We start from the raw sequence: 23223 nt of genomic DNA, 5'->3' as shown, positions 1-23223 counted from the left end.
AGATCTTGATGACACAGCCGCCCTGCCCAAGGGGCGGCTGTGTCCCCGCCCAGCCCTGAGCACAGCGGCACATCCGCTAAAGGCCGGGCGGGCGTCGGAGATCGAGGGTCATCGGGAACTCGCCGGGCTGTTCCTCGGGAGGGACGAAGACGGAGCCGCCCGTGTGGCCGAAATTCTGGAACCGAGCGAGGCGCCGGGTCTCCGCCTCGAGCGCGTTGACCGGGAACGTGGCATAGCTGCGGCCGCCGGGGTGCGCGACCCCGTAGGTGCAGCCGCCCATCGAGCGGCCGTTCCAGGTGTCGATAATGTCGAAGGTAAGAGGCGCGTTGACGCGCACCAGCGGCTGCATGGAGCGGACCGGCTGCCATGCCTTGAAGCGCACGCCGCCCACGAAGCCGCCTCGCTCGCGCGTCGGGGTCAGCGGCACGCGGCGGCCGTTGCAGGCCACGATATGCCGGCCGGGCGTCGCCCCGCTGAGCTTCACCTCGACGCGCTCGACCGAGGAATCCACATAGCGGGCCGTCCCGCCGATCGTGCCTTCCTCGCCCAGCACATGCCAGGGTTCCAGCGCGCCGCGCAATTCGAGCGACACGTCATCCTGGCGGATCGCGCCGTAGAACGGGAAGCGGAACTCCCACTGCGCTTCGTACCAGCTCGAATCGAACGCATAGCCGGCCTGGCGCAGATCTCCGAGCACCTCCTTGAAGTCCGCCCAGATGCAATGCGGCAGCATGAATTTGTCGTGCAGCGTTGTGCCCCAGCGCACGAGCGGCCCGTCGATGGGTTCGCGCCAGAGCCACGCCACGATCCCGCGCAACAGCAGCTGCTGGGCCAGGCTCATGCGCGCATCCGGAGGCATCTCGAAGCCGCGGAATTCCAGGAGACCCAGGCGGCCGGTCGCCGAATCCGGCGAATAGAGCTTGTCGATGCAGAGTTCGGCGCGGTGCGTGTTACCCGTGACGTCGACCAGAAGGTTGCGCAGCAGACGGTCGACCATCCAGGGGGCGATGTTGCGGGCGGAGGGGCCCGGCACCTGGCCGAGCGCGATCTCCATCTCGTAGAGGCCATCGTGCCGGGCCTCATCCATGCGGGGCGCCTGGCTCGTCGGGCCGATGTAGAGGCCGGAGAAGAAGTAGGACAGCGCCGGATGTCGCTGCCAATAGATCAGCATGCTCTTGAGGAGGTCTGGCCGGCGCAGGAAGGGCGAATCGGCCGGCGTCTCGCCACCGAGCACCACATGGTTGCCGCCACCCGTGCCGGTATGGCGGCCGTCCTGCATGAACTTGTCGGCTGCAAGGCGCGTGAGGCGGGCCTCGGCATAGAGCTCGCGCGTCGTATGCACAGCCTCCTTCCAGGAGGCGGAGGGATGAATGTTGACTTCGATCACGCCGGGATCGGGCGTCACCTTGATGACGTTCAGGCGCGGGTCGAAGGGCGGCGGGTAGCCCTCGATGTGGATCGCCAGACCCGTGTTTTCGGCTGTTGCCTCGATCGCGGCGATCAGCTCAAGATAATCCTCAAGCGTGTCGACCGGCGGCATGAAGATGCACAGGAGCCCGTCGCGCGGCTCGACCGCCAGCGCTGTGCGCACTTCGGGGTCGTAGGACCGGGCCTGCGGCGGCACGCCGGCCTCGTGTTTGGCGGCCTCCGCGTGCAGTGCGGTTTCCGGCTCGTCCTTGCGGGCCACCAGGGCGGAGAACTGGTCGGCGCTCGGCAGCGGCCGGCGCGGTTCCAGCGGGTCCTGCGGCGCCGAATAGGGGAAGCGGGAGGGCGGCAGGTAGTCGAGCTGGTCGAGAGGCAGGCGGAAGCCGGCCGGGCTGTCGCCGGCGATCAGGAAGATGCGGCCACGCCGCGTCTCCCATTTCTCGCTCGCCCAACGGCGCTCGGCCGCGAACCAGCGCTGCACCGGCAGCACGAAGGCGGTCGGCGTGCCGAGCCCCCGCTCGAACACACGCGCAATGCGGGCACGCTGTTCCACCGTGCCCACCTTGGCGTCCGCGGCATCGACATTCCCGGGAAGCTGGTTCTCCTTCATGATCCAATGGGCAGGATCCTCGAAGGCCGGCGCCGTATAGGTCGGGTCGACGCCCAGGCGGCCTGCGAGATCCGCCAGGAAGGTTTCGGCATCCCGCACGGTCGCGCTGCGGGATGCCTTCTCGCTCGCGATCAGGTCCGGGTTGCGCCAGATCGGCTGGCCGTCCTTGCGCCAGTAGAGCGCGAAGGCCCAGCGTGGCAGGATCTCGCCCGGATACCACTTGCCCTGGCCATAGTGCAGGAAGCCGCCCGGCGCGAAGACCGTGCGCAGGCGGCGGATCAGTTCGTCACCAAGGGCGCGCTTGGTGGGGCCCATGGCTTCGGTGTTCCACTCGGCTCCCTCGAAGTCGTCGACCGACACGAAGGTAGGCTCGCCGCCCATCGTCAGCCGGACGTTGCCCGCCATGAGATCCTCGTCGATACGATGGCCGAGCGCATCGAGCGCCTGCCAGGCTTCGTCCGAGAAAGGCATGGATATGCGCGGCGCTTCGGCAACCCGCGTGACCGTCATCGAATGATGAAATTCGATCTCGCAGGGGTCGAGGAGGCCGGAAATCGGGGCCGCGGAGCTGTAATGCGGCGTTGCCGCCAGCGGGATGTGACCTTCGCCGCACAGAAGGCCCGAGGTTGCGTCAAGTCCGATCCAACCGGCGCCCGGAATATAGACTTCCGCCCAGGCATGCAGGTCGGTGAAATCGTGGCGCGTGCCGAGCGGGCCCTCGATCGGATCGATGTCGGCCTTGAGCTGGATGAGATAGCCGGACACGAACCGGGCCGCGAGGCCGAGATGGCGCATGATCTGCACGAGCAGCCACGCCGAGTCGCGGCAGGACCCCGACAGGTTCGTCAGCGTCTCCTCGGGCGTCTGCACGCCCGGTTCCATGCGGATGAGATATTTGACGAGTTGCTGAACCTTGATGTTCAGCGCCACGAGGAAATCGACCGTACGGACCGGTTCCTGTCCGATGGAGGCGAGAAACTCCTGCAGCTTCGGCCCGGCCGGCTCCGGCGTCAGATAGGCGCCGAGCTCGTCACGAGACTCGGCATCGTAACTGAACGGCACGGTCTCGGCGGTCGGATCGATGAAGAAGTCGAACGGGTTGACGACGGAGAGGTCAGCCGTCAAATCGACTTCGATGCGAAAGCGCGTGACCTTCTCGGGAAACACGAGCCGGGCCAGCCAATTGCCGCACGGGTCCTGCTGCCAGTTGATGAAATGTTCCGCCGGCTCGATCTTCAGCGAATAGCTCGGGATCGCTGTCCGGCTGTGTGGCGCCGGCCTTAGTCGAACCACCTGGGCCCCGAGATTGATGGGCCTGTCGTAACGATAATCGGTAACATGATTGATGGCGGCGCGGATCGGCATCGCGTGTCCCTGGCGGCCGCCCGAGAAGGAGCGGTCACGGCGTCGTGAATGGGTTATCGGCTCCTAAGCGGCAGGGGAAGACCCGTCAATGATCCTGCATGCCCAAATTTCAGCCGATGAGCGACTGGCTAGGACATCGGGTGGCCGGTTCGCCGGGAAAAAGATGCAGAGCAGCATATTGCAGCAGCAGAATGGTCTTGCCATCCCGGATGGCTCCGGTTTCGATCATGCCCAAGGCATCTTCAATCCTGAGCTCCAGAACGTCGATGTCTTCACCTTCCTCCGCGTTGCCGCCTCCGAGGCCGACGCGATCCACCGGTTCATAGCGCGCCACGAAGAAGAACAGCTTCTCGGTCACTGAACCCGGGCTCATGAAGGCTTCGAATATCCGGCGGACGTCGCGGACCCGGAACCCCGTCTCTTCCTCGGCTTCAAGGCCGATCCGCGCTTCAGGGGAGATGCGGTCGAGCAATCCGGCCGGGGCCTCGATGAGGAGATCGTCCCAGCCGTTGACGAGAGCCGGATAACGAAACTGCCGGGTCAGCACCACGGTCCGGCGTGCCGGGTCGTAGAGCAGGATGACGGCGCCATCGCCCCGGTCGTAGGTCTCCCGGCTGAGCCGTTGCCATGTCCCATCACGCCGCCGGTAGCGCAGGACCGTCTTCTTGAGCACCGACCAGTCGTCCGCCAATACCGTGACGCTTTCGACCTCGATGCGATCGGCAATGGTCATCCTAGATCTCCATTCAAGATTTTAAGTGCACCCTCGTGCATGTAACTAGGTTTTTCGTGCAGTTTCGTGCAATGTCAAGCAGCTTCATGATGAGAGTGACCGATGCTGACGCAGGAACGGAAGGCCTATCTCCTCGACGTCCTGCAGCGCGAGAAGCGCGTCGTGGCGAAAACCGTCAGCCGGAAGCTCGGCTTATCGGAAGACACGATCCGTCGGGATCTCCGCGAACTCGCGGCCGAAGGGCTGCTGCAACGTGTGCACGGGGGCGCTCTTCCGGCCTCGCCGGCCATGGGGGATTTCACCCAGCGGACGCAGGTCGCGCCGGACAGCAAGGCGGCGATCGGCCGACGGGCGGCCCTGATGGTGCGTTCCGGACAAGTGGTATTTCTCGACGGCGGAACGACCGCCGTTCAGGTCGCCCGCCATCTGCCGGCCGATCTCCGCGCGACGGTGGTCACCCATAGCCCGAGCGTGGCCGTGGAGCTGGCCAAGCACCCGTGCGTGGCGGTGGAGATCATCGGCGGCCGCCTCTTCAAACATTCAGTGGTCGCCATGGGGGCTTCCGCCACCACGGCGATCACGGGCATTCGGGCCGACATGTTCTTTTTGGGAGTTACGGGCGTCCACCCGGAGGCCGGCCTCACCACCGGTGACGCCGAAGAGGCCGCGCTGAAGCGGCTTCTCATCAGCCAGGCCGCCGAGACGATCGTGCTCGCCTCTCAGGAAAAGCTCGGCGCCGCCTCGCCGTTTCTGGTCGCGCCGATACAGGCAGCCGATACGCTCGTGGTCGAAAGCGATGTGCCCGACGCGGTGGTCGAACCCTACCGCCGCCTCGGGCTGACAATTGTGACTGCGTGAGGTCGTCCGGCGAGAGCGCGCGCCGCTGATCGCAACCGCCTTTGTTGCCTTCGCCCTGAAGACAAGAAGGGCAGCCTACATGAACAGGTTTTCACCCTTCATGCCGTCATAGAGCGAGGCCACCTGGGCCGCATAGCCGTTGTAAAGCAGCGTCGGCTTTCGATCATCCGTGCCCAGGATCGCTTCCGAAGCCTGGCTCCAGCGCGGATGCGGCACGGCGGGGTTCACATTGGCCCAGAAGCCATATTCATCGGGACCGAGCGCCGCCCAGAACGTCTTCGGCCGCTCCTCCACAAAGGAGATCTTGGTGATCGATTTCACCGATTTGAAGCCATATTTCCACGGCAGCGCCAACCGCAACGGTGCGCCCATCACGTTTGGCAGCGGCTTGCCATAGGCGCCCGTCACCATGAAGGCGAGCTCGTTCGTGGCTTCCGCCATGGTGACGCCCTCGATGTAGGGCCAGGGATAGAAGAAGCTCTTCTGTCCGGGCGCCATCTTGGGATCCATGAAGGTCTGCAACTGCATGTATTTGGCGGAGCCGAGGGGTTTCGCGTAATCCACGAAGGCCTTCAGCGGAAATCCCGTCCAGGGCACCGTCATCGACCACGCTTCGACGCAACGATGCCGATATAGACGTTCCTCCAGGGGCAACGCCTTGAGAAGATCCTCGAAAGCGACCTGACGTGGCTTCTCGACGAGACCGTCGATCGTCACGGTCCAAGGATCTGGCTTCAAGGCCTCGGCGGCGCTCGCGACGTGTTTCGACGTGCCGTATTCGTAGAAATTGTTGTAGTTGGTGTTGTCGGCTTCCGGCGTCAGGGGACGATCGAGCGTGTAGGCTTCGTTGCGTTTGGCAGGATAGAGAGAGGCACCCTCGGCCCGAGCCGAGGGAAACCGCACACCCGCTCCCAGGGCTCCGCCCGCGAAGGCCGCTCCGGCGGCCAAAACAGATCGGCGATTGAGGAAAACGGATTCGGGCGTGGCCGAAAGCTCTGGCAGGTCCCAGCCCCGACGCTGTCGAATCAACATGATTCCTCCCGTGAGATGAGATGGCAGCGCCCAAAGTGGCGCAGTTCCATGAAGAAACTACGGCGCTTTGCCTGACGGTTTCGCCGGTGGAGCGACTTTCTTGACGATTTCCATGTCGATCTTGGCGGCATCGACAAACAGATAGGTCACGTTGCTCCGCACCACCACGTGGCCCGGCGACACAGGCGTCAGCCGATCGTCGAACGACAAGTTCAGGCTCAGGCCCGGCGGCACCCGCGTCTTCGCCTTGTAGACCATGTGGACGCCTTCGCGGTCCTCGGTCACCTCGGCATCCTCGGCGACATCCTCACGGCGACCGACGAAACGGCCGTCGCCGACCTTCTCGAAGTGCCACACCTTGCGCTCGCGCTCGCCGTCGGAATAGGCGACATCCTCGACCAAAGTGCCGTTTGGACCTGTCCATGACGCCACCATCTCGATGACGAAATCGCGCTTGGTGCCGTCACGCAAGTTTTCGACCGTTCCCCTGGCTGTGAGCGGACCCTGAAAGAAGCTTTGCAGCGACAGCGGTCCAGCTTCCCCGGCCGTTGCGGTTGCGATGGTGGTCAGGCCGGCCAGCATCGGAATGGCAAGCAATCGCGTCATCACAGTCCTGATGATCGTTACGGGTGCGAGGCGGTCTATCGAGCGCGGCCGCACTCGGCAAGGTCGCGCCTCGCGGAACCGGTCGTGGGAGCCGCGGCCATTTGGCATCGACCTCCGCGACACCGTTGCGACCGCGCTGCGGGGTTGCGCGAAGTGGTCGTGGGGCTGCGATCCCTCGCGGTCGCACGGGCTCTTCAACCTGACGTGACCAGGCTTCGACGCGGCCATAACGGGCGCCGCGCCCGTCCGGAGCCATCGATGAACTCGAACCCGCCGGCGCTGTTCAGCGTGTGCAGGCGGCGCCCCGGCCATTTCGGGCCGGCTGTCAGCACCGTCTCCACGCTCTGGTCGAACCCTTGGTCGTCGAGGCGGGTCACGCGCGCCAGCCCCAGTGCCGCGCCATAGCTCGCGCGGCAATCCTGCACCGGACGGTAGAGCACCCCGGCGCGCTCGACCATGCGCCCGGCCGGCCGGGCGCTGGCGCTGTCGATCAACACGGGGTTGCCCGCATGGGGCGTGAACGGTCCCCCGAAGTCCGGGGCCGACCAGAGGTGGAGCGCGTCCGAATAGGAGCCGCCGTCCTTCACGGTCGCGAACAGCCACCAGCGCCCGGCCACCTCGTGGAGCGTGGCATCGCTGGCCGTCACGCCCCAGACAAGCGTCCGGTCCTTGACCCAGCCGCCCGGAAATCGCGTCGCCCGGAAGAGGTCGATCGTCCCGGCCGCGCAGCTCTCGGGGACCATCCAGACCTCGCCGTCCTGTTCGAACACGAACGGATAGGAGAGATGGTAGGGGAGTTCGAGCACCGGTTCGGGGACCCCAAGCGGCCCGTCGGGACCGAACGCGACGGCCGAGATGATGCCTTTGCCTGTGGCGTGCGGATATTCCTCGACGAACAGCGTGAGTTGGCCGTTCCGAACGATGGGAAACGGATCCGCGTAAAAGCGCAGCCGGTCGTCCGGCAAGTCGCGCCACCCCTCCTCCGGATGCCGCCGCAGGTCGAGGAGGTCTGGCCCCACGACACGACGCCAGCCGACGCGCCAGTGCGGCGCCTGATAGAGGACGCGATGGAGACGCCGGATCGCGCGCCAGCTCAGGGATCTGGCGGCGATCCAGGCAAGATCGGGATTCGAGAGGCGTGGCGTTTCTCCCGAACCCGCGCGATCCCACTCGGGCAGCCGGAGTGTGGCGCCCGCGATCGCACCTTCGATGAGCGTGATGGTCCGGGCCAGCGCATCCTCGCAGGTTGCGAGCAGAACGCCCTGCCGTTCGGTTCCAAGCCGCCCCGCTGCGACCACTGCCTCCCCTTCGCGGATCTCCGCCACCGGTGAGCCGGTGCGCAGGATGGCGTTGAGAAGGCCGGCCTCGCCGGGCGCGCCGTCGTAGAGCAAGCGCCACACCCGGCCTCGGGTATCGTCGCTGCCGCCGCAAAGATCGAGAATGAGGTCGGACGTGGCGGCGCCCTGCTGTTCGAACGCATCGAGGCGCGCGCGCGGAACCGGCGACAACAGCCCGGTGCCTGACAAGCCGTGCAGAGCCTGTTCCAGCCGCAGCAGCCGGCCGATGCCGGGCGGCACGGGCCGGCCCAAAGCCGGCTCGACCAGGATCTGGAGTCCGGGCCGGTGCGACAGGCGCTCCAGAAGCTGGATGTGCCAAAGTCGGACGGTTTCAACATCCAGTCGCACCGACAGCAGCATCGATCACCCAGCCGACAAGGGGACCAGTCGCCCCGAGGGCTGCGATGATTGCCGACGAGCCTCTAATTTTCTGCCCATGACCCGCACGGGCCAATCGTGGGGTCTCCGCCATCAGACAGCGCGATCGAGAACTCGTCGATTGGGCCGGCGTTCACATATTCAGCCTCGTCTCGGCGTCACCCGCGGCGACACGGGTCAGCGCGTCAGCACGAGATGGGTCGCCAACTCGGTCGGGACCACCTCCGTCACACGATATCCGAGGGCTGGCAGGTCGATACCTTCGAAGAGGGATTCACCGCGGCCGAGAAAGGTCGGCGACATCGCGAGATGCATCTCGTCGATTGCGCGTGCGAGAAGGTACTGGCGGACCGTCGAAACGCCGCCGCCGATCTTCACGTCCAGTTCGCCCGCGGCGGCCTTGGCCTGCGCGAGCGCCGACTCGATCCCATCGGTGATGAAATGAAAGGTCGTCCCGCCCTCCATCTCGATGGGCGCCCGGACGTGATGGGTGAGGATGAAGGTCGGCGCGTGGTACGGCGGATTTTCGCCCCACCAGCCCTTCCAGTCGGGCCCACCCCAATCGTCGCCGGCCGGCCCGAACATATTGCGGCCGAGAATGAAGGCGCCGAAGCCTTCCATCGCGGCGTTGGCGAAGCGGTCGTCCGTCCCGCCGTCTTGCCCGATCATCGATCGAAAGGCCCGGGTCGGGTAGAACCAGTTGTGCAGTTGCGCGCCTCCTTTGCCCAACGGATGCTCCAGACCCTGGTCCGGGCCGGCTCCGAAACCGTCGGTGGAGACAGCAAAACCTCTTACGCGCACTTTGCCCACGCGGGACCTCCATCCGATGCTGAGCCGACCCGAGTAAGAGTTTGAGCCGGCAATATCTCGGGCGGCTGACTGGCCATGCCGTCGAGAAGAAATTTCGCTAGTCTGTCGAATGTGCCATTCCAGCCAGCGGAATGGCTCACCGCACTCTTTGTCGACAGAAACCCGGTCTGGCTAAAATGCATCCGAGTGCCTCCGTTCGACAATTCTTCAAGGCGAACGGTGACGTGGGTTTCGACGCCGGGGCCATCTTCGTGGTTCGGAGTTTCCCAGGCGAAGGTGAATTCCAGGCGTTCAGGCGGCGTTATGACGAGATATCGTCCCGACTGCCAGAGGACCACATCTTCAGCGTTGCCCGACTTGAGGCAAGCGCGCCAAGCTCCTCCCACACGCACGTCCGCGCGAACTTCGGCGGCTGGATAGAACTTTGGGCCGTGCCACCGGATGATCGCGTCCGGTTGTGTCCATGCTCGCCAGACCAATTCACGCGGAGCGTTGAAGTCCCGGGTTATGATCAAGGGTGGCGGCGCGTCGCGGTCAACCATCCTCGGATCCCTTCGCCTCCGGTGTCTCCAGATACGCGGCCAAACGATCGAAACTCCCTTCCCAATGCACTCGACATTTCTCGATCCAGTCCGCGATATCTGAAAGGGCAGCAACCTGAAGCTTGGCGGGCCGAGCCACCGACTTGCTAGGTCTGCTGCGTGTCACGAAGCCGGCGCGCTCCAGCACGGCCAAGTGCTTCGCGACTGCGGGAACCGTCATCTCCAATGGCTTCGCAAGATCGGCCAAGGTCAGTTCGCCCGATGCAAGGCGGGCCAACATGGCGCGCCGAGTCGGATCAGCGAGAGCCGCGAATTTTGCGTTTAACGGATCTCTCATGTGTAAACCGAATGGTGTATATACCGTTCGGTTTATCTGGCTTCGCAGATTTGTGTCAAGACCGCGGCTCGGGCGTGGGATCCGAAATCCTTGGTCCGTTCGAGGAAGAAGGACGAAAGCGCGGCTGCATCGCGGGCGTGGGTCGATCCACCCCGAAAGGAGGGACCGGCGCTAGTGGATCAATTCACGGACGGTCCGGTTCAAGCCGTCCACATCGAAGGGCTTGCGGAGCACGACAGCGCCGCTGATGCCGTCGAGCGCGATGGTGTCGAAATAGCCGCTCACAAACACGATGGGCAGCCCGGGCCGCATCGACTGCACACGCCGGCCGACCTCGGCGCCGTTCATGCCGGGCATGACAAAGTCGATGATGGCGGCGTCCGGCCGGATCTGCTCAAGCAGCCGAAGACCCTCCTCGCCGCTGGCCGCTTCGACAACCTTGAAGCCGATCGCCTCGAGGGCGTCGACCATGACGGAGCGGACGCTGTGATCGTCATCGATCACCAGCAGCAGCCGACCGTCGCCGGCTTTCAGCGGCGCGATCCGGGACTCTCCCGGCGAGGCCGCCGCCGAGGTCAAGGCCTCGACCCGCGGCAGCAGTATCTCGATGGTCGTGCCGGCGCCGACGCTGCTTGAAACGCGCAGGTCACCGTTGGACTGCAACGCAAACCCATAGACCTGAGCCAGGCCAAGGCCTGTCCCTTGGCCGCGCGGTTTGGTGGTGAAGAAGGGGTCGAACGCCTTGCTGACCACGTCGGCGGGCATGCCGCAACCAGTGTCGACGACACGAACCCAAAGATAGTCGGCCTCCGGCCCGTCGGGCTTCAGTCGGCCCCGCCCCGAACCGCTGGCCAGAACGAGCGAGCCTCCCTCGGGCATGGCGTCCCGGCTGTTCAGCGCCAGGTTCAAGATCGCCAGCCGCAATTGGTCCGCGTCGGTCATTGTCCAGAGCCCTTCCGCATCCAAGCGCAGCTGGACATCGATGTTCGGGCCGAGCGCCGTGCTCACCAGATCCCGGGCGTGCCTGAGAACCGGATCCAGTTCCACTCGACTGATGTCGAGCTTTTGGGTCCTTGAAAAAGCCAGGAGTTGGCTGGTCAGCTTGGCGCCGGTGTCGACCGCCAGACTGGCGTTGTCGAGATATCGGCGCGCCGGGTGGCCGTCGTCGGTCCTGCGCTTCGCCAGTTGCAGATTGCCACTGATCGCCATCAGGAGATTGTTGAAGTCGTGGGCGATGCCACCAGTCAGTTGACCAACCGCTTCCATCTTCTGCGATTGGCGCAGGGCCTCTTCGGCATGGCGGCGTTCCGTCGTCTCGACAGCTTCGGCCGCCAAAGCGACGACGTCGGCGGCCTCGTCGCGGATCGGCCGCATGGCGAAGTCGAACCATCGCAGACCGCCCACGGGCAGGTCGACCTGGATCTCCTGGCGGACGATCGCTCCTTCTGCCGCGCTCATGGCCGCAGCGCGGACGACCTCCCCAATGCTTGGCGTCTTGGAGAACCAAGGCGTCTCCCAGAACGTCGCGCCGACGACAGACCGCAAAGGCTGACCAATCGCCTCGAGGAAGGCGGCGTTGGCGTCGATCAGGACGCCATTCTTCGTCAGCAGCGCCTGAAAGCCCAGGCTGGTTTCGAAGATCGAGTGGAGGCGGGCGCGATTTTCGCGTAGCTCCTTGGTGCTGGCGGCGACCTGTTCCTCGAGAGTCTTGGTTGCCGACAGGGCCGCTTCCGCCCGAAGTCGTGGACCCACGTCGAGGGCGACATGAAACGCGCCGACGATCGTCCCGTCAGCATCACGGATCGGAGCGTAGGATATCTCCCAGCAGGGATGGCCGATCACCGGATTGCCGAATTCTTCCACCACGCTGAAGATCTCGCCCGTCAAGGCGCGCGCCATCTGGGCGCGCATGACCTTCGCCTGCTCGGGCACGAAGAGATCGGGAAAGACATCCCCGATCTTGGTGTAATACCCGTTGACCCGAAAGAACTCGTCGTTGTGCGCCTTGTTGAAGGCGATCAGTCGAAAACTCGTGTCGAAAACACAGATTGCAGCCCAGCTCGATTGAGCGATTTGCTCCCACAAGTCGGCCGGTAGACTGATCACCCTGAATTTCCTTTGCACGGCTCTCGCCAGGGTAAGTTAAACCATGAACGCGGTGGGCGCTATCGCCGCCGCCCGCTTGGCCAAGCGCGAAGCGAACCTCCCGCCGGTCTTCGACGTTTCTCCACCAGCAAGAGGAGATCGCCATGCCCGCCAAATCCGCCGCCCAGCAGAAGGCCGCCGGCGCCGCCCTATCGGCCAAGCGCGGCGAGACACCCAGAAACAAGCTCAGAGGCGCCTCCAAACAGATGGAGACGTCGATGAGCGAAAAGCAGCTTGACGAGCTCGCCAGCACCAAGCGCAAGGGTAGGCCCGAGCACGCGGCCGAATAGACCAGCAGCCGCCGTTGCGGACCTCGTACGTGCTCTGAGGCCGCGCTTGCCGCGACCTCTCGGGCCAGGAGACGACCGCGCTTCGGTGAACAGATTATGGTCGCGCGCCCTCCGCCTGCCGGGCCGCGAGCTCCCGCGCGGCCTTCAGATCATCCACGAACCGGCCATATTCGATCTTCTGCGACTGCTCGTCCGGCAAGCGCAGCAGGAACGAGGGATGCACGGTGACGAAGACCGGCCCGGCGAAGGACGAGCTCAGCACCTGCCCGCGTGAGGCTAGGACCGAGGCGCTCTGGCCGGTGAGGCTGCGGATCGCGGTGGCGCCGAGCGCGATGGTCAGCCGCGGCTTGAGCACCTCCATCTCGCTCTCGATCCAGTGCCGGCAGGCGTTGATCTCAGCGATCCCCGGCTTCTTGTGGATGCGGCGTTTGCCGCGCGGCTCGAATTTGAAGTGTTTGACCGCATTGGTCACATAGGCGCGGCGGCGGTCGATGCCGGCATCGTCGAGCGCCCGGTCGAACATGGCGCCGGCCGGACCCACGAAGGGATGACCGGCGAGATCCTCCTTATCGCCCGGCTGCTCGCCGACGAACACGAGGTCGGCCGTCGGCAACCCCTCGCCGAACACCGTCTGGGTCGCGTCCTGGTAGAGCGGGCAGCGCTGGCACGCCGCCGCCTCCTGCCGCAGGCGCCCGAGCGGATCGGCCGCGTCGATCACGATGGAGTCGCGTTCCTCCTCCAACCGCCGACTGATGATCGCGGCGCGTTTCGGGGCGTCCTCCTGGGCTTTGGCGATCATGGCGGCTTCCTTTTGGCCAGCGGAACGGATGAGGGGCGCGATGAGGCGGCTCTCCGGCAGGTTCTTCCAATATTTGACCGGCATCTCGCGCTTCATGGCGTCGATGTGCAAACGCGCCGGGTTGAAGATGTTGGCGTAATAGGTGCGCCAGACGTCGTCCGTCGCATCCTCCTCCGGCACGTCCTGCCGGTGGCCGCCGGGCCCCATCGTTAGGGCCTGGAGATCCCACGACACGCTGCGCTCCGGCGTGATGATGGTCCAGCGCATGGTGGCGAAGCGATTGACGAAGAAGCTCGTGGCCCGATCGACGATGTGGTGGTCCGGCTCGAACCAGGCGAGATAGACGGGCCCGGTCTCGCTTTGGACCTCCTTGAAGCGCACGAAGGCCGTCATCTTGTGCAGGTCGCGCCGCACCGCGCGGGCCATGCGGTCGAGCCGATAGACATCGTCGTCGGTCGCGATCTCCATCAGCTTGGGGATGTCCTGGATGCGGCACAACATGCGGTAGAGCAGCGCGAACCGGTCGGCGTCGCGATGGCAGACCGCGAGTTCCGCCAGTTCAACGAAGCGGCGCGGCACCCGCAATTCACGCGAGGAGTCGGATGGTGGAAGAGTTTCCGTCACTGCCGCCTCAAGCAGATCCGCGCTCTCGCCGGCCACCTGCCACACCACCTGATCGAGCGGCACGCGCGCCTGGGCCAGCGCCCGCGCCTGGTCGCGCCAGCCGGCGAAATCATCGGGTGTGGCGAGCGTGACGACCGGCATGACGTGAAACTCCTCGGATCCGTCGTCATTGCGAGGAGCAAAGCGACGCGGCAATCCAGATCCTCTGCGCGGGGCGCTGGATTGCTTCGCTCCGCTCGCAATGACGAAACAGAGGTTTCGGGCCTTTCAGAACAGGCTGAGTTGCTTTTGCGCGGCCGGCAGGAAATCGGCCGGCGTGGCCCGGTCGAGCGCCTTGCCGGGGTGCCAATCCGGCAGGGCGACGAAATCCTGCAGGGTCTTCATCGACCGGCTCAGCTTGGCCATGTCGGCGAAGCGCAGCGCGGCCAGGCGACGAACCCGCAGGATCTTGTCGACGCTCTTCACGCCGAGCCCCGGCACGCGGAGCAGATGCTCGCGCGGGGCCGTGTTGACGTCGATGGGAAACAAGGTTCTGTGCTTCAGGGCCCAGGCGAGCTTGGGGTCGAGGTCGAGATCGAGCATGCCGTCGGTGGTAGCCGCCAGCACATCGTCGACGCTGAATTCATAGAACCGGTAGAGCCAGTCGGCCTGATAGAGCCGGTGCTCGCGGATCAGCGGCGGCTTTTTGGCCGGCAGATCCTGGCTCGACCCTGGAATGGGGCTGTAGGCCGAGTAATAGACCCGCTTCAGCTTATAGCCGCTGTAGAGCGAGACGCTGGACCGGATGATGTCGCGGTCGCTTTCTCCGTCGGCCCCCACGATCATCTGGGTGCTTTGGCCGGCGGGCGCGAAGCGTCTGGCATGCCGCATCCGCTTGCGCTCGTCCTCGGCTTCCTCCAGCCGCACCCGTAGCCCACCCATAGCCTTGCGGATCGACCCGGCCTGTTTCTGCGGCGCGAGCTTGGTCAGCGATTGTTCGCGCGGCAACTCCACATTGATGGAGAGACGGTCGGCATAGAGGCCGGCCTGTTCGATCAGGCACGGATCCGCATCCGGGATCGTCTTGAGGTGGATGTAGCCGCGGTAATGGTGGGTCTCCCGCAGCAGCCGGGCCACCTGGACCAGCTGTTCCATCGTGTAATTCGGCGATCGAATGATGCCGGACGACAGGAACAGCCCTTCGATATAGTTGCGCTTGTAGAAGTCGAGCGTGATCGTCACGACCTCCTCGGGCGTAAACCGCGCCCGCGCGACATTGCTGGACACGCGGTTCACGCAATAGAGGCAATCGTAGACGCAATGGTTAGTGAGGAGGATCTTCAGGAGCGAGATGCAGCGCCCGTCCGGCGTGTAGGAATGGCAGATTCCGGCGCCGGTGATCGAACCGATCCCCTTGGTTTCGCCCGCCGACCCCCGTTTCGTCGAGCCGCTCGACGCGCAGGAAGCGTCATATTTCGCGGCATCGGCCAAGACGGCGAGCTTTCCGCGGAGATCCAGTCGCGCCATGTCATCCCTGTGTTTCCACTTTGTTCTAGGGAGGAGAGGTGCGGACGGCAAGGTTTGGAGGACGGGGTGCGACCTTGATGCTCGGGCGGTCGATCAGCTCTCGCGCAGCTCGGCGAAGGCGCGCACCGGAAACGCGACGGCCCCTTCGATCGGGATCGGAATCGAGAAGAAGCGAAACGACCGGCCGTGCAACAGATGCAAGCCCGTCAAATTCTCGACGATCAGGATATCGTCGGCAAGCAGCCAGCTATGGGCTGGCCGCTCAGGATCGGTGATGCAGTCGGCGTTGATGGTGTCAACGCCGAACAATCCGATGCCCTCGGCTCTCAGACGTTCCAGGACGTCCCGCGCAAGATAGGGCACCTGATAATAGGTGTCCTGGCCCCAGAACCGATCCCATCCGAAATTGACCAGTACGGCCTTGCCTTTGAGGGTTTCGGGCAACGTCACGTCGGCGAGTGTCAGGCCCTGGGAGGGCTCGGCGTGCCGGGCGTCGATGACGACCCCTTCGAGCACCAGCCGGGGCAGCGCGAGGGTGGCGATGTCGCCTTTGTCGGGAAAGCGATGGCGCGGCGAGTCCATATAGGTGCCGATCGACGTCTGGAACTGCACCTCGGAGATTTCGAACGACGCCTTGTTGTCGTAGTTCGGCGCGGATTGCGCGTGGGTGAGGAAGGGCCTGATCCTCGCGGAGAATTCCACCAGCTCGCCACTCTCGTTCCGCAGGCGGAAGCCTGGCATGTTTTCGCGAAACACATGGGTCAGATCGACGAGCATCGGTGCTGTCCTGAAGAGCGGGAGAACGCGGTCGCGGGACCTGTTTGGGGCGGAGCTTGTTTATCGAGACCGAAGCACTTTGTCCCGTCCCGCGCCCCAGCCGGCGAGCGCGACCCCGAGCCCGAGCGGAATCACGAGCCAGAGCGTGTCGACCGGACGTCCCGTCGAGGTGAAGATCAGCCCCATGGCGAGGGGCCCGAAGGCCGCCATCGTATAGCCGACGCTCTGCGCCATGCTCGACATGCGCGCCGCCGTCAGCGCATCCGGCGAGCGGAGCACGATCACGGTCAGCGCGACCGCGATGAGGCCACCCTGTCCCAGGCCCTGGAACGCGGCCCAGATCCAGACCGTCGACAGAGGTGCGAGCAGGCAACCCACGAAGCCGATGACGGCGGATCCCGCAAGCAGCCCGGAGATGAGGCTCTGGTTGCGGCCCCGCGTGGCAAGGCCCGGCGCACCCAGGCACGCCACTGTCTGCACGATGACGGAAAATGACACGGCGTAGCCGGCGGTCGTCGCATCGAGCCCGCGGGCGCGCAGCAGCGGCGCGAGCCAGCCGAACACGCAATAGGCGAGAGCAGATTGCAGCCCCATCAGTCCGGTCACCTGCCAGGCGAGCGGCTGCTTCAGCAACGATCCGGCCGTCTCGGCCCGCGGTCGCGACGCCGGCTTCGGGCCGAGGGCCTGGGGAAGCCAGAGCAGCGCCACCGCCAGCGCCGGGAGGCTCCACATCCCGAGGGCGGCCGTCCAGGAGACGCCGAGCCAACGCTCGACCGGAACCGTGGCGCCGGCCGCGACCGCCGCGCCGGCGGAGAGCGCCATCGTGTAGAAGGCCGTCAGGGTGGCGACGCGGTCGGGAAAGTCGCGTTTCACGAGACCGGGCAGCAGGACGTTGACGACCGCGATGGCGCCTCCGGCCAGGATGGAACCGATCAGCAAGGCCGGCAGCGTGCCCCAGCCCCGCAATGCCGTCCCGGCCGCCAGGACGAGCAGAAGGGCCAGGATCGTGCGTTCGGCGCCGAAACGCTGCGCGGCCCGCGGCGCCGCGGCCGCGAACAGACCGAGGCAGAGCACCGGGGTCGTGGTCAGCAGACTGGCCATGGCCGGAGAGGCGGCGGTGGCTTGCCGCACTTCCGGCAGCAACACCGAAAGACTCGAGAACAAGGGGCGCAGATTGAAAGCCACCAGAACCAGGCTGACGGCGAGGCTGAATCGACGCAGGCCGTGCGTGGCCGCCGGCGGCTCCGGCCGCATCGGCGCCTCGGCATCGACCAGCTCGGCCGCGAGGCCCCTGGGGTTGGAGATCTGCGTCATAAGTCCGATCGTCCCGTCAGGATTGCGCCACGGCACCCGATCCGCTCGTCAGGCTCGACCCCGCCGAGGCCGCCATCACGGCCGCGATGGCGGACAATTGCGGGGCGGTCAGGTGTTGGCCGAGCATCAGAAAGCCGAACAACGCGCCGGCCGCCGGTTCCAGGCTCATGAGAATGCCGAAGACGCGGGTCGGGAGCCGGTTCAGGGCTACCATTTCGAGCCCATAGGGCACACAGCCGGACACCAAGGCCACGGCCAGCGCCAGGGGCAGCACGTCGCCGCGCAGCATGTCCCGGCCCGCATGGGCGAGTCCGAAGGGCAACACGACCAGGGCTGCCACCGTCACGCCAAGCGCCACCGTGCGAGATCCGAAACCGGCACCGCCGGCCCGCTGACCGCACAGGATATAGGCGATCCAGCTCAAGGCCGACAATATCGCGAAGCCGAGGCCCGCCGGATCGAGCGCCGGCCCGAAGCCGCCGACCGGCAGCAAACACAGCATGCCGCCGCCGGCGAGGGCCGCCCAGAGAAGGTCGATCCGGCGTCGCGACGAGAGGACAGCCAGGCTCAGCGGTCCCAGGAATTCGACCGCCACGGTCAGCCCGAGCGGCAGCGTGCGGAGCGCCAGGTAGAAGAACAGGTTGAGGCCGGCGAGGCCAAGCCCGTAGCCGATGGTCCAAAGCGCCGCGCTCTGCCGTAGCGGAACGCGCCAGGGCCGCACCACGGCATTCAGCACGCAGGCCGCAAGCCCCAATCGCAACGTCGAGGCTCCCTGCGGCCCCACCAGGGCGAAAAGCGGCATCACCAGCGCGGCCCCGAACTGGAAACAGAGGACTGACAGTCCCACGCAGCACAGCGGCATCACCTGCACGCCGGCGCCCTGCCGTATCATCGAGATCTCCGATATCGAACCGACATCGGTTCGCGAGCGCTCTAACAGCCTTGCGGGCCACAGGCCACGCTCGATCTTGCTTTCTCAAGGCGAAATCGATCCTGCCACATCTTGATGTATCGGCAATGGTCGGATCATGGACGCCGCCGCACAGGTCGCAAGACCCTATTCGGGAGTGTGTATGGCCGCCGATGACGCGCACTGCGCAGCCACGTTCAAGGCGACCCCATGAGAGCCAAGCCGTCACGATCAAGCCTGCGCGGTCGCCGCCTGCCGATTTTTGCGAGACCACGGTTGCAATCTCCCCCGGATCCGTTATGAACCCTCCACACCGCTTGGCGGTGATGGATGCGGGTGTAGCTCAGGGGTAGAGCACAACCTTGCCAAGGTTGGGGTCGAGGGTTCGAATCCCTTCGCCCGCTCCAAATTTCCTTAGGGAAATCAGAGCGTTATGACAGGGCCGCCGCAAGGCGGCCCTTCGCTTTTGGCGATTACATTCTGGCTATAAAAAAAATGTAAGCACTATGTAAGCAGTTCAGCGAAAGCTGGGTGCGGCTTGGGCGTGCTCTGGCGTGCCGATGAGGCCGGTTCCAAGGCCGCTTGGATGGCAGCGACTACCGCCTTGCCGCCGCCAAAGCGGTTCCAGATCCGATACTGGATGCTCGCCGGGTAAGTTCACATCCTGCCCGCGCAACTGAAAACGTCCTCTCGGTGGTAGACGCAACGCTCAGGACCGGCCTCTGACGACCATTCTGTTGTGGGGGCTCGCAACACCCGATTTTTGCGATTGATTGAGCGGTTGGTTCCCAGGCTCGCTGCATGAGGTTCCATCCGAACCTTCACGCGACGTCCACCATCGACCGCCAGACTGCCGATCGGCAGATATAATTTCGGAATGTTTATTTCGATATCAGAACAGTTATGTTCGTTTCGCTATTCCAAAGACGGCGTCAGCACATCTTCGGTCCATTTCATAAAGGCGCGCACTCGGCGTGACAGATTTCGTCGATGCGCTACGACGAGGGACACGTCTAGCGCCCGGCGACGAAGTTCGGGGACGACCTCCACCAGCGCGCCGCTCTCTAGGTATCGGCCTATCCCCATGAGTGGGGCCTGAATCAGGCCAAGGCCGGCGAGGGCAGCGGCTTCGTAGGTCTGGGCGCTATTAACATGCAATGCACCAGGCAATTGAAGCGTCGCGTAGCCGTCGGCGTCCGGATATTCCCATCCGATGGGCCTTGCGCCCAGCATTGTCGAAAAGTGAATTGTCCGATGGTCCTGACGCTGGAGATCGTCCAGCGATCGAGGGACGCCATGGCGCGCCAGATAAGCGGGACTGGCAGCATTGACCATGCGCAGCTTGCCAAGCGGGCGGGCCACCAGCGTCTCGTCCTTGATGGGGCCAAGCCGCAAGACACAGTCGAATCCCTCTTGAACCAGATCGACCTGCCGATCCGTGCTCGACACCTCCAGCTCCAACGCGGGGTGAGCCGCCAGGAAATCCGGCAGCGCAGGCACGATCGTTGTGCGCGCCACCTCGGTCGGCAAATCGACTCGTAGACGCCCTCGAAGCGCCACGCGGTCGCCGGCGAACATCGCGTGTAGGTCATCGACTTCAGCCAGCAGATCGCGAGCACGGGCGCGGAAGGCGCGTCCGTCCTCCGTCAGCTGCATGCTGCGCGTCGTCCGGTGCAGGAGCCGGACACCGAGGTCGTCTTCCAGCTTCCGGACGGCCGTCGAGGCCCTTCCTTTCTGGATGCCCAGGCTATCGGCCGCGCGGGTGAAGCTCTCCATGTCCGCGACCGTTATGAAGATGAGGATGGGTTCGAGGTTCTGCATTGTCGCCCCCTGGCCATTGTTCTTCTACGAAAGAACAGTGCGTTCAATACATCAGCATTTATCACCTCCAGGAGAAACAGTAAGTAGGGGCCTCAAGAGAAGTGACCGCCTCAGAGGACGCCAAATGTCTGAAACCATGAACCTTCATCGGGCGCCGGAAACCATGACCTTGAACCCCGCCCCTTGGGCTGGCCGGATCATGAGTGCCGTTGTCGTTGTCGCCCTGGCGGCAGACGGGACCATTCAGGTTTTCGCGCCGACGCAGATCGCGAGCATGCTGCAGGAGACAGGGTTCGCGATGGACGTGACCCGTATCGTGGGTCCGATCGTCCTCGCCTGCGCCCTCCTTTACGCCCTGCCGGCCACCGCCGTCCTGGGCGCGATCCTGGTGACCGGTTTTCTGGGCGGCGCCATCTGCGCCCATCTCCGCATCGGGGAGCTGGGATCGCCGCCGGAACTCATTTCCTTGGTTCTGGGCGCGCTGACATGGGGCGGGCTCTACGCGCGCGACGCCCGTATCCGGGCCCTTCTGCCGCTCATCCGCTGAAACCAACAGGGGCGGTGTCCGCCCCACATCAGGAGTAAACACATGTTTTTAGTCATGGGAGTCACGGGAAACGTGGGCGGCGCGACGGCAAGGCATTTGCTGGCGCATGGCAGGACGGTGCGCGCTCTGGTCCGCGACCGCGCGAAGGCGGCAAGCTGGGCGGACCGAGGTGTCGAACTGGTCGACGGCGACTGGAACGACACGGTGGCCATCGAGCGCGCGCTTGAGGGCGTCGACGGTGCGTTTGTCATGCTGCCGGCTGTCTAGGCTCCCTCGCCCGACTTCAAGGAAGCCAGGGGCGTGATCGCGAACTATGTCGAGGCGTTCACCAAAGCGCCACCGCCGCGGGTCGTCGCGCTCTCGTCGATGGGGGCGAACAGAAGCAGCGGGCTGGGGATGATCACGGCGCTGGCGCTACTGGAGCAAGGCTTGCATGACTTGGCATCGCCAATCGCCTTCGTGCGCGCCGGCGGGTTCTTCGAAAACTTCCTTTACGGCTTGCACGTCGCCAAGGGCGGCACGCTGCCCGTCTACTACAACCCGACAAATCGGAAATCGACCATGGTCGCGACCACCGACATTGGCGCCGAGGTCGCAACGCTTCTGAGCGGGCCGGCTTGGTCGGGGCATCGGATCATCGAACTCGGTTCGATGGTCAGCTCGGACGAAGTCGCTGCGCAATTGGGTGAAGTCATGAAGCTCGACGTCAAAGCCTTTGCCGTCCCGCGGGCCGAGTGGCCGGCATCGTTCGAGCGGCTCGGCATTCCGAAGGGCCAGACCGGACCGGCCGAAGCGATGTTTGAGGCCGTCAACGCGGGCTGGATGGATCTCGGGGTCGAGGGTACGGAGCGCGTCGCCGGCACGACGTCCCCCCACGATGTCTTCGCGGCGGCCCAAAAGGCCGCCAAGGCGTAGGTCCGCGGATCAGCGATGGGATGCGACTTCGAGCCCGCTCGCAGAAATTCGCATCTGATTTTGAATGAATGCGTCGCGGCCGGCCGTCCTGAGGGCGCAACCGTCAGCTGATGTACCACGCCATCCCGGCAGAGAGAGTTTGAAACAGCCCGGTCGATGTGAACTGCGGCGAACACCAAAAGCGATCGAGGTTAAACATGAAGGTTTTTGTTTTGGGAGCAACGGGCGGAACCGGACGGCTGATCGTCCGCGACGCTGTGGTGAAAGGTCATTCCGTCGTGGCGCTGGTTCGCTCGATGGCGCGCGCTGATCTGCCGGGAGCAGTATTGATCGAGGGTGACGCCTGCAATGAGAACATCCTCGGGCGCTCATTGGACGGCTGTGATGCCGTCGTCAGCGCTTTGGGTACCGGCATTGGCTTCCGCGAGGTCAACCTGCTGACTGAGGCGACACGCGCGCTGGTCGCGGAGATGACGCGCGGCGGCGTGCGCCGCCTGGTCTGCATCTCCGCCCTCGGAGTCGGGGACAGTCGCGGCCACGGCGGCTTCGTGTTCGATCGGCTCTTCCAGCCTTTGTTGCTCGGCCCGGCTTACAAGGACAAGAACCGCCAGGAAGCTGCGATCCGCGCCACTTCACTCGACTGGGTCGTGGTCCGACCCGCGATGCTCACCGATGGACCAAGTCGTGGCAGCGTCAGGGCCGTCACCGACCTCGCGGGCGTCAACGGTGGCAAGATAGCTCGCGCCGATGTCGCTCGGTTCGTTGTCGACCAACTGACGGCAGACACCTGGTTGCGGCGGACACCGGTCATCTTGTGGTGAAGCTCTGCCCCACAGGTCACCTTCAAGCCCCTGCAATCAGCGCCCTTAGCCTGGTGCGCACCTTAGGAGGGTAAGTGAGGGGAGGCTGGCGCAGCTCGGCCGGCTGCAGAGTGGTTACCACGGCATGCAAAACCCGATTCCTGCTCTTGGTCGAGGGGCCATTCCCCGTCTGGCTGCGTAGATGGACCGTTGCCCTCCGAAGGTGGAGGCCACCCGTTCGAATCGTGTCGGGCGCGCCATTCCCGGTCAAAACTGGGCGTCGCAGGCCAAAAAAATCGGGGTTGACCGTGACACCCTTTAGAAGGGTCGTCAGTCGCGAATTTGAAGCCGTTTTCCAGGATGTCAGGCGTCGTTCCAAGTCAACGAGCCCCAATTGCTCAAAACAACCACCTGGGCGAGCACGATCACACCCATGTAGAGCAGATGAATGCACATCAATATTGTGCGTTGACGATCAGGTCGCCGAGACCGCTGTCTCGCCGATCATTTTCGACACCACAAGCATCAGGAAGGAATAGGCGGCCGCAAGCCGCATGCCCGTGATGATCGAAGGTATTGCCGATGGCAGCACGACTTTGATGAGGAGCTTTGAGCTCGGCAGGTTGTAATTACCCAGGCCATTTGGAGGCTGGTCAGGCGCTGACGGTCTGGAGAATGACCTGAAAGGCGTTGGTGCCGGGCCGGAGACGCGCCGTGTCGACCACGGTGCGGATATCCGCTT

21 protein-coding genes, 1 tRNA gene and 1 pseudogene are annotated in these 23223 nt (G+C 64.8%); 7 read left to right on the top strand and 16 right to left on the bottom strand.

Features of this window, described 5'->3' with window-relative positions; all coding sequences use genetic code 11:
* Positions 1-76 precede the first annotated feature (76 nt).
* Together M8523_RS10705 and M8523_RS10700 are read right to left on the bottom strand one after the other, a co-directional pair.
* Positions 77-3400 (bottom strand): transglutaminase family protein, encoded by a 3324-nt coding sequence (locus tag M8523_RS10705; protein WP_282584855.1) that lies wholly within the window; start codon positions 3398-3400, stop codon positions 77-79.
* A gap of 109 nt (positions 3401-3509) precedes the next feature.
* Complete coding sequence (locus M8523_RS10700; protein ID WP_282584854.1) at positions 3510-4133, bottom strand: NUDIX hydrolase; 624 nt, start codon at positions 4131-4133, stop codon at positions 3510-3512.
* A 102-nt stretch (positions 4134-4235) separates the two neighbouring features.
* Between M8523_RS10700 and M8523_RS10695 the strand changes: the two genes are divergently transcribed.
* Positions 4236-4991, top strand: coding sequence for a DeoR/GlpR family DNA-binding transcription regulator (locus M8523_RS10695; protein ID WP_282584853.1), 756 nt, complete (start codon positions 4236-4238; stop codon positions 4989-4991).
* 75 nt (positions 4992-5066) lie between these two features.
* Here M8523_RS10695 and msrP read toward each other — a convergent pair whose 3' ends face one another.
* The 7 genes from msrP to M8523_RS10660 form a co-directional block, all read right to left on the bottom strand.
* Positions 5067-6023 (bottom strand): protein-methionine-sulfoxide reductase catalytic subunit MsrP, encoded by a 957-nt coding sequence (msrP, locus tag M8523_RS10690; RefSeq protein WP_282584852.1) that lies wholly within the window; start codon positions 6021-6023, stop codon positions 5067-5069.
* Positions 6024-6080: 57 nt separating this feature from the next.
* Positions 6081-6629 carry a DUF3833 family protein gene (locus M8523_RS10685; protein ID WP_282584851.1) on the bottom strand — a complete coding sequence of 183 codons (549 nt, stop codon included), beginning with the start codon at positions 6627-6629 and terminating at the stop codon, positions 6081-6083.
* Between the two features lie 194 nt (positions 6630-6823).
* Positions 6824-8314, bottom strand: coding sequence for a glucosamine inositolphosphorylceramide transferase family protein (locus tag M8523_RS10680; RefSeq protein ID WP_345894240.1), 1491 nt, complete (start codon positions 8312-8314; stop codon positions 6824-6826).
* Between the two features lie 207 nt (positions 8315-8521).
* Positions 8522-9154 (bottom strand): dihydrofolate reductase family protein, encoded by a 633-nt coding sequence (locus M8523_RS10675; protein ID WP_282584849.1) that lies wholly within the window; start codon positions 9152-9154, stop codon positions 8522-8524.
* Positions 9136-9696, bottom strand: a complete 561-nt coding sequence (locus M8523_RS10670; protein ID WP_282584848.1) for an SRPBCC family protein — start codon at positions 9694-9696, stop codon at positions 9136-9138. Before M8523_RS10670 ends, M8523_RS10675 begins: the two co-directional genes overlap by 19 nt.
* Complete coding sequence (locus tag M8523_RS10665) at positions 9689-10033, bottom strand: ArsR/SmtB family transcription factor (protein ID WP_282584847.1); 345 nt, start codon at positions 10031-10033, stop codon at positions 9689-9691. The genes M8523_RS10670 and M8523_RS10665 overlap by 8 nt, the downstream gene beginning before the upstream one ends.
* 171 nt (positions 10034-10204) lie before the next feature.
* Entirely contained in the window at positions 10205-12139 is a 1935-nt protein-coding gene (locus M8523_RS10660) for a hybrid sensor histidine kinase/response regulator (RefSeq protein ID WP_282584846.1), read from the bottom strand.
* A 143-nt stretch (positions 12140-12282) separates the two neighbouring features.
* Between M8523_RS10660 and M8523_RS10655 the strand changes: the two genes are divergently transcribed.
* The gene (locus M8523_RS10655) at positions 12283-12468 is read left to right on the top strand and encodes a DUF3008 family protein (RefSeq protein WP_282584845.1); all 186 of its coding nucleotides are present in this window, start codon (positions 12283-12285) and stop codon (positions 12466-12468) included.
* A gap of 94 nt (positions 12469-12562) precedes the next feature.
* Here M8523_RS10655 and M8523_RS10650 read toward each other — a convergent pair whose 3' ends face one another.
* The 5 genes from M8523_RS10650 to M8523_RS10630 all read right to left on the bottom strand — a co-directional run bounded on the left by M8523_RS10650 (position 12563) and on the right by M8523_RS10630 (position 18380).
* Positions 12563-14032 (bottom strand): UdgX family uracil-DNA binding protein, encoded by a 1470-nt coding sequence (locus M8523_RS10650; protein ID WP_282584844.1) that lies wholly within the window; start codon positions 14030-14032, stop codon positions 12563-12565.
* 126 nt (positions 14033-14158) lie between these two features.
* Entirely contained in the window at positions 14159-15397 is a 1239-nt protein-coding gene (locus M8523_RS10645; protein ID WP_282584843.1) for a putative DNA modification/repair radical SAM protein, read from the bottom strand.
* A 93-nt stretch (positions 15398-15490) separates the two neighbouring features.
* Positions 15491-16174, bottom strand: coding sequence for a cyclase family protein (locus M8523_RS10640; protein WP_282584842.1), 684 nt, complete (start codon positions 16172-16174; stop codon positions 15491-15493).
* 60 nt (positions 16175-16234) lie between these two features.
* On the bottom strand, positions 16235-17488 hold the full coding sequence (locus tag M8523_RS10635) for a CynX/NimT family MFS transporter (protein ID WP_282584841.1): 1254 nt from the start codon (positions 17486-17488) through the stop codon (positions 16235-16237).
* 16 nt (positions 17489-17504) lie between these two features.
* Entirely contained in the window at positions 17505-18380 is an 876-nt protein-coding gene (locus M8523_RS10630) for an EamA family transporter (protein ID WP_282584840.1), read from the bottom strand.
* A gap of 350 nt (positions 18381-18730) precedes the next feature.
* Between M8523_RS10630 and M8523_RS10625 the strand changes: the two genes are divergently transcribed.
* Positions 18731-18805: transfer RNA gene (locus M8523_RS10625), tRNA-Gly, on the top strand.
* Positions 18806-19313: 508 nt separating this feature from the next.
* Here the strand turns inward: M8523_RS10625 and M8523_RS10620 are convergent.
* The gene (locus M8523_RS10620) at positions 19314-20219 is read right to left on the bottom strand and encodes a LysR family transcriptional regulator (protein ID WP_282584839.1); all 906 of its coding nucleotides are present in this window, start codon (positions 20217-20219) and stop codon (positions 19314-19316) included.
* Between the two features lie 124 nt (positions 20220-20343).
* Here M8523_RS10620 and M8523_RS10615 point away from each other — a divergent pair, with 124 nt between their 5' ends.
* From M8523_RS10615 to M8523_RS10600, 4 genes are all read left to right on the top strand, one after another.
* Positions 20344-20766, top strand: coding sequence for a DoxX family protein (locus tag M8523_RS10615; RefSeq protein ID WP_282584838.1), 423 nt, complete (start codon positions 20344-20346; stop codon positions 20764-20766).
* Between the two features lie 42 nt (positions 20767-20808).
* Positions 20809-21033 carry an SDR family oxidoreductase gene (locus M8523_RS10610; RefSeq protein ID WP_282584837.1) on the top strand — a complete coding sequence of 75 codons (225 nt, stop codon included), beginning with the start codon at positions 20809-20811 and terminating at the stop codon, positions 21031-21033.
* Positions 21034-21066: 33 nt separating this feature from the next.
* Positions 21067-21681 carry a Rossmann-fold NAD(P)-binding domain-containing protein gene (locus M8523_RS10605; protein ID WP_282584836.1) on the top strand — a complete coding sequence of 205 codons (615 nt, stop codon included), beginning with the start codon at positions 21067-21069 and terminating at the stop codon, positions 21679-21681.
* 197 nt (positions 21682-21878) lie between these two features.
* Positions 21879-22502 (top strand): NAD(P)-dependent oxidoreductase, encoded by a 624-nt coding sequence (locus tag M8523_RS10600; protein WP_282584835.1) that lies wholly within the window; start codon positions 21879-21881, stop codon positions 22500-22502.
* Positions 22503-22956: 454 nt separating this feature from the next.
* On the opposite strand, the pseudogene M8523_RS10595 reads toward M8523_RS10600, so the two are convergent.
* Positions 22957-23223 (bottom strand): annotated as a pseudogene (locus M8523_RS10595) (ABC transporter permease subunit); the annotation flags it as partial.

The organism is Lichenifustis flavocetrariae, from assembly GCF_026130545.1.
Taxonomy (GTDB): Bacteria; Pseudomonadota; Alphaproteobacteria; order Rhizobiales; family Beijerinckiaceae; genus Lichenihabitans; species Lichenihabitans flavocetrariae.
Note: the sequence above shows the minus strand (reverse complement) of the source record. Positions and strands in the feature narration are given on the sequence as shown.

Bases quoted from the DNA above. Each gene is read 5' to 3' on its own strand.
- M8523_RS10645 (WP_282584843.1), bottom strand. From the start codon at position 15,397: ATGGCGCGACTGGATCTCCGCGGAAAGCTCGCCGTCTTGGCCGATGCC.
- M8523_RS10600 (WP_282584835.1), top strand. From the start codon at position 21,879: ATGAAGGTTTTTGTTTTGGGAGCAACGGGCGGAACCGGACGGCTGATC.
- M8523_RS10620 (WP_282584839.1), bottom strand. From the start codon at position 20,219: ATGCAGAACCTCGAACCCATCCTCATCTTCATAACGGTCGCGGACATG.
- M8523_RS10695 (WP_282584853.1), top strand. From the start codon at position 4,236: ATGCTGACGCAGGAACGGAAGGCCTATCTCCTCGACGTCCTGCAGCGC.
- M8523_RS10670 (WP_282584848.1), bottom strand. From the start codon at position 9,696: ATGGTTGACCGCGACGCGCCGCCACCCTTGATCATAACCCGGGACTTC.
- M8523_RS10705 (WP_282584855.1), bottom strand. From the start codon at position 3,400: ATGCCGATCCGCGCCGCCATCAATCATGTTACCGATTATCGTTACGAC.
- M8523_RS10685 (WP_282584851.1), bottom strand. From the start codon at position 6,629: ATGACGCGATTGCTTGCCATTCCGATGCTGGCCGGCCTGACCACCATC.
- M8523_RS10630 (WP_282584840.1), bottom strand. From the start codon at position 18,380: ATGATACGGCAGGGCGCCGGCGTGCAGGTGATGCCGCTGTGCTGCGTG.
- M8523_RS10665 (WP_282584847.1), bottom strand. From the start codon at position 10,033: ATGAGAGATCCGTTAAACGCAAAATTCGCGGCTCTCGCTGATCCGACT.
- M8523_RS10640 (WP_282584842.1), bottom strand. From the start codon at position 16,174: ATGCTCGTCGATCTGACCCATGTGTTTCGCGAAAACATGCCAGGCTTC.
- M8523_RS10650 (WP_282584844.1), bottom strand. From the start codon at position 14,032: ATGCCGGTCGTCACGCTCGCCACACCCGATGATTTCGCCGGCTGGCGC.
- M8523_RS10655 (WP_282584845.1), top strand. From the start codon at position 12,283: ATGCCCGCCAAATCCGCCGCCCAGCAGAAGGCCGCCGGCGCCGCCCTA.
- M8523_RS10700 (WP_282584854.1), bottom strand. From the start codon at position 4,133: ATGACCATTGCCGATCGCATCGAGGTCGAAAGCGTCACGGTATTGGCG.
- msrP (WP_282584852.1), bottom strand. From the start codon at position 6,023: ATGTTGATTCGACAGCGTCGGGGCTGGGACCTGCCAGAGCTTTCGGCC.
- M8523_RS10635 (WP_282584841.1), bottom strand. From the start codon at position 17,488: ATGACGCAGATCTCCAACCCCAGGGGCCTCGCGGCCGAGCTGGTCGAT.
- M8523_RS10615 (WP_282584838.1), top strand. From the start codon at position 20,344: ATGTCTGAAACCATGAACCTTCATCGGGCGCCGGAAACCATGACCTTG.
- M8523_RS10610 (WP_282584837.1), top strand. From the start codon at position 20,809: ATGTTTTTAGTCATGGGAGTCACGGGAAACGTGGGCGGCGCGACGGCA.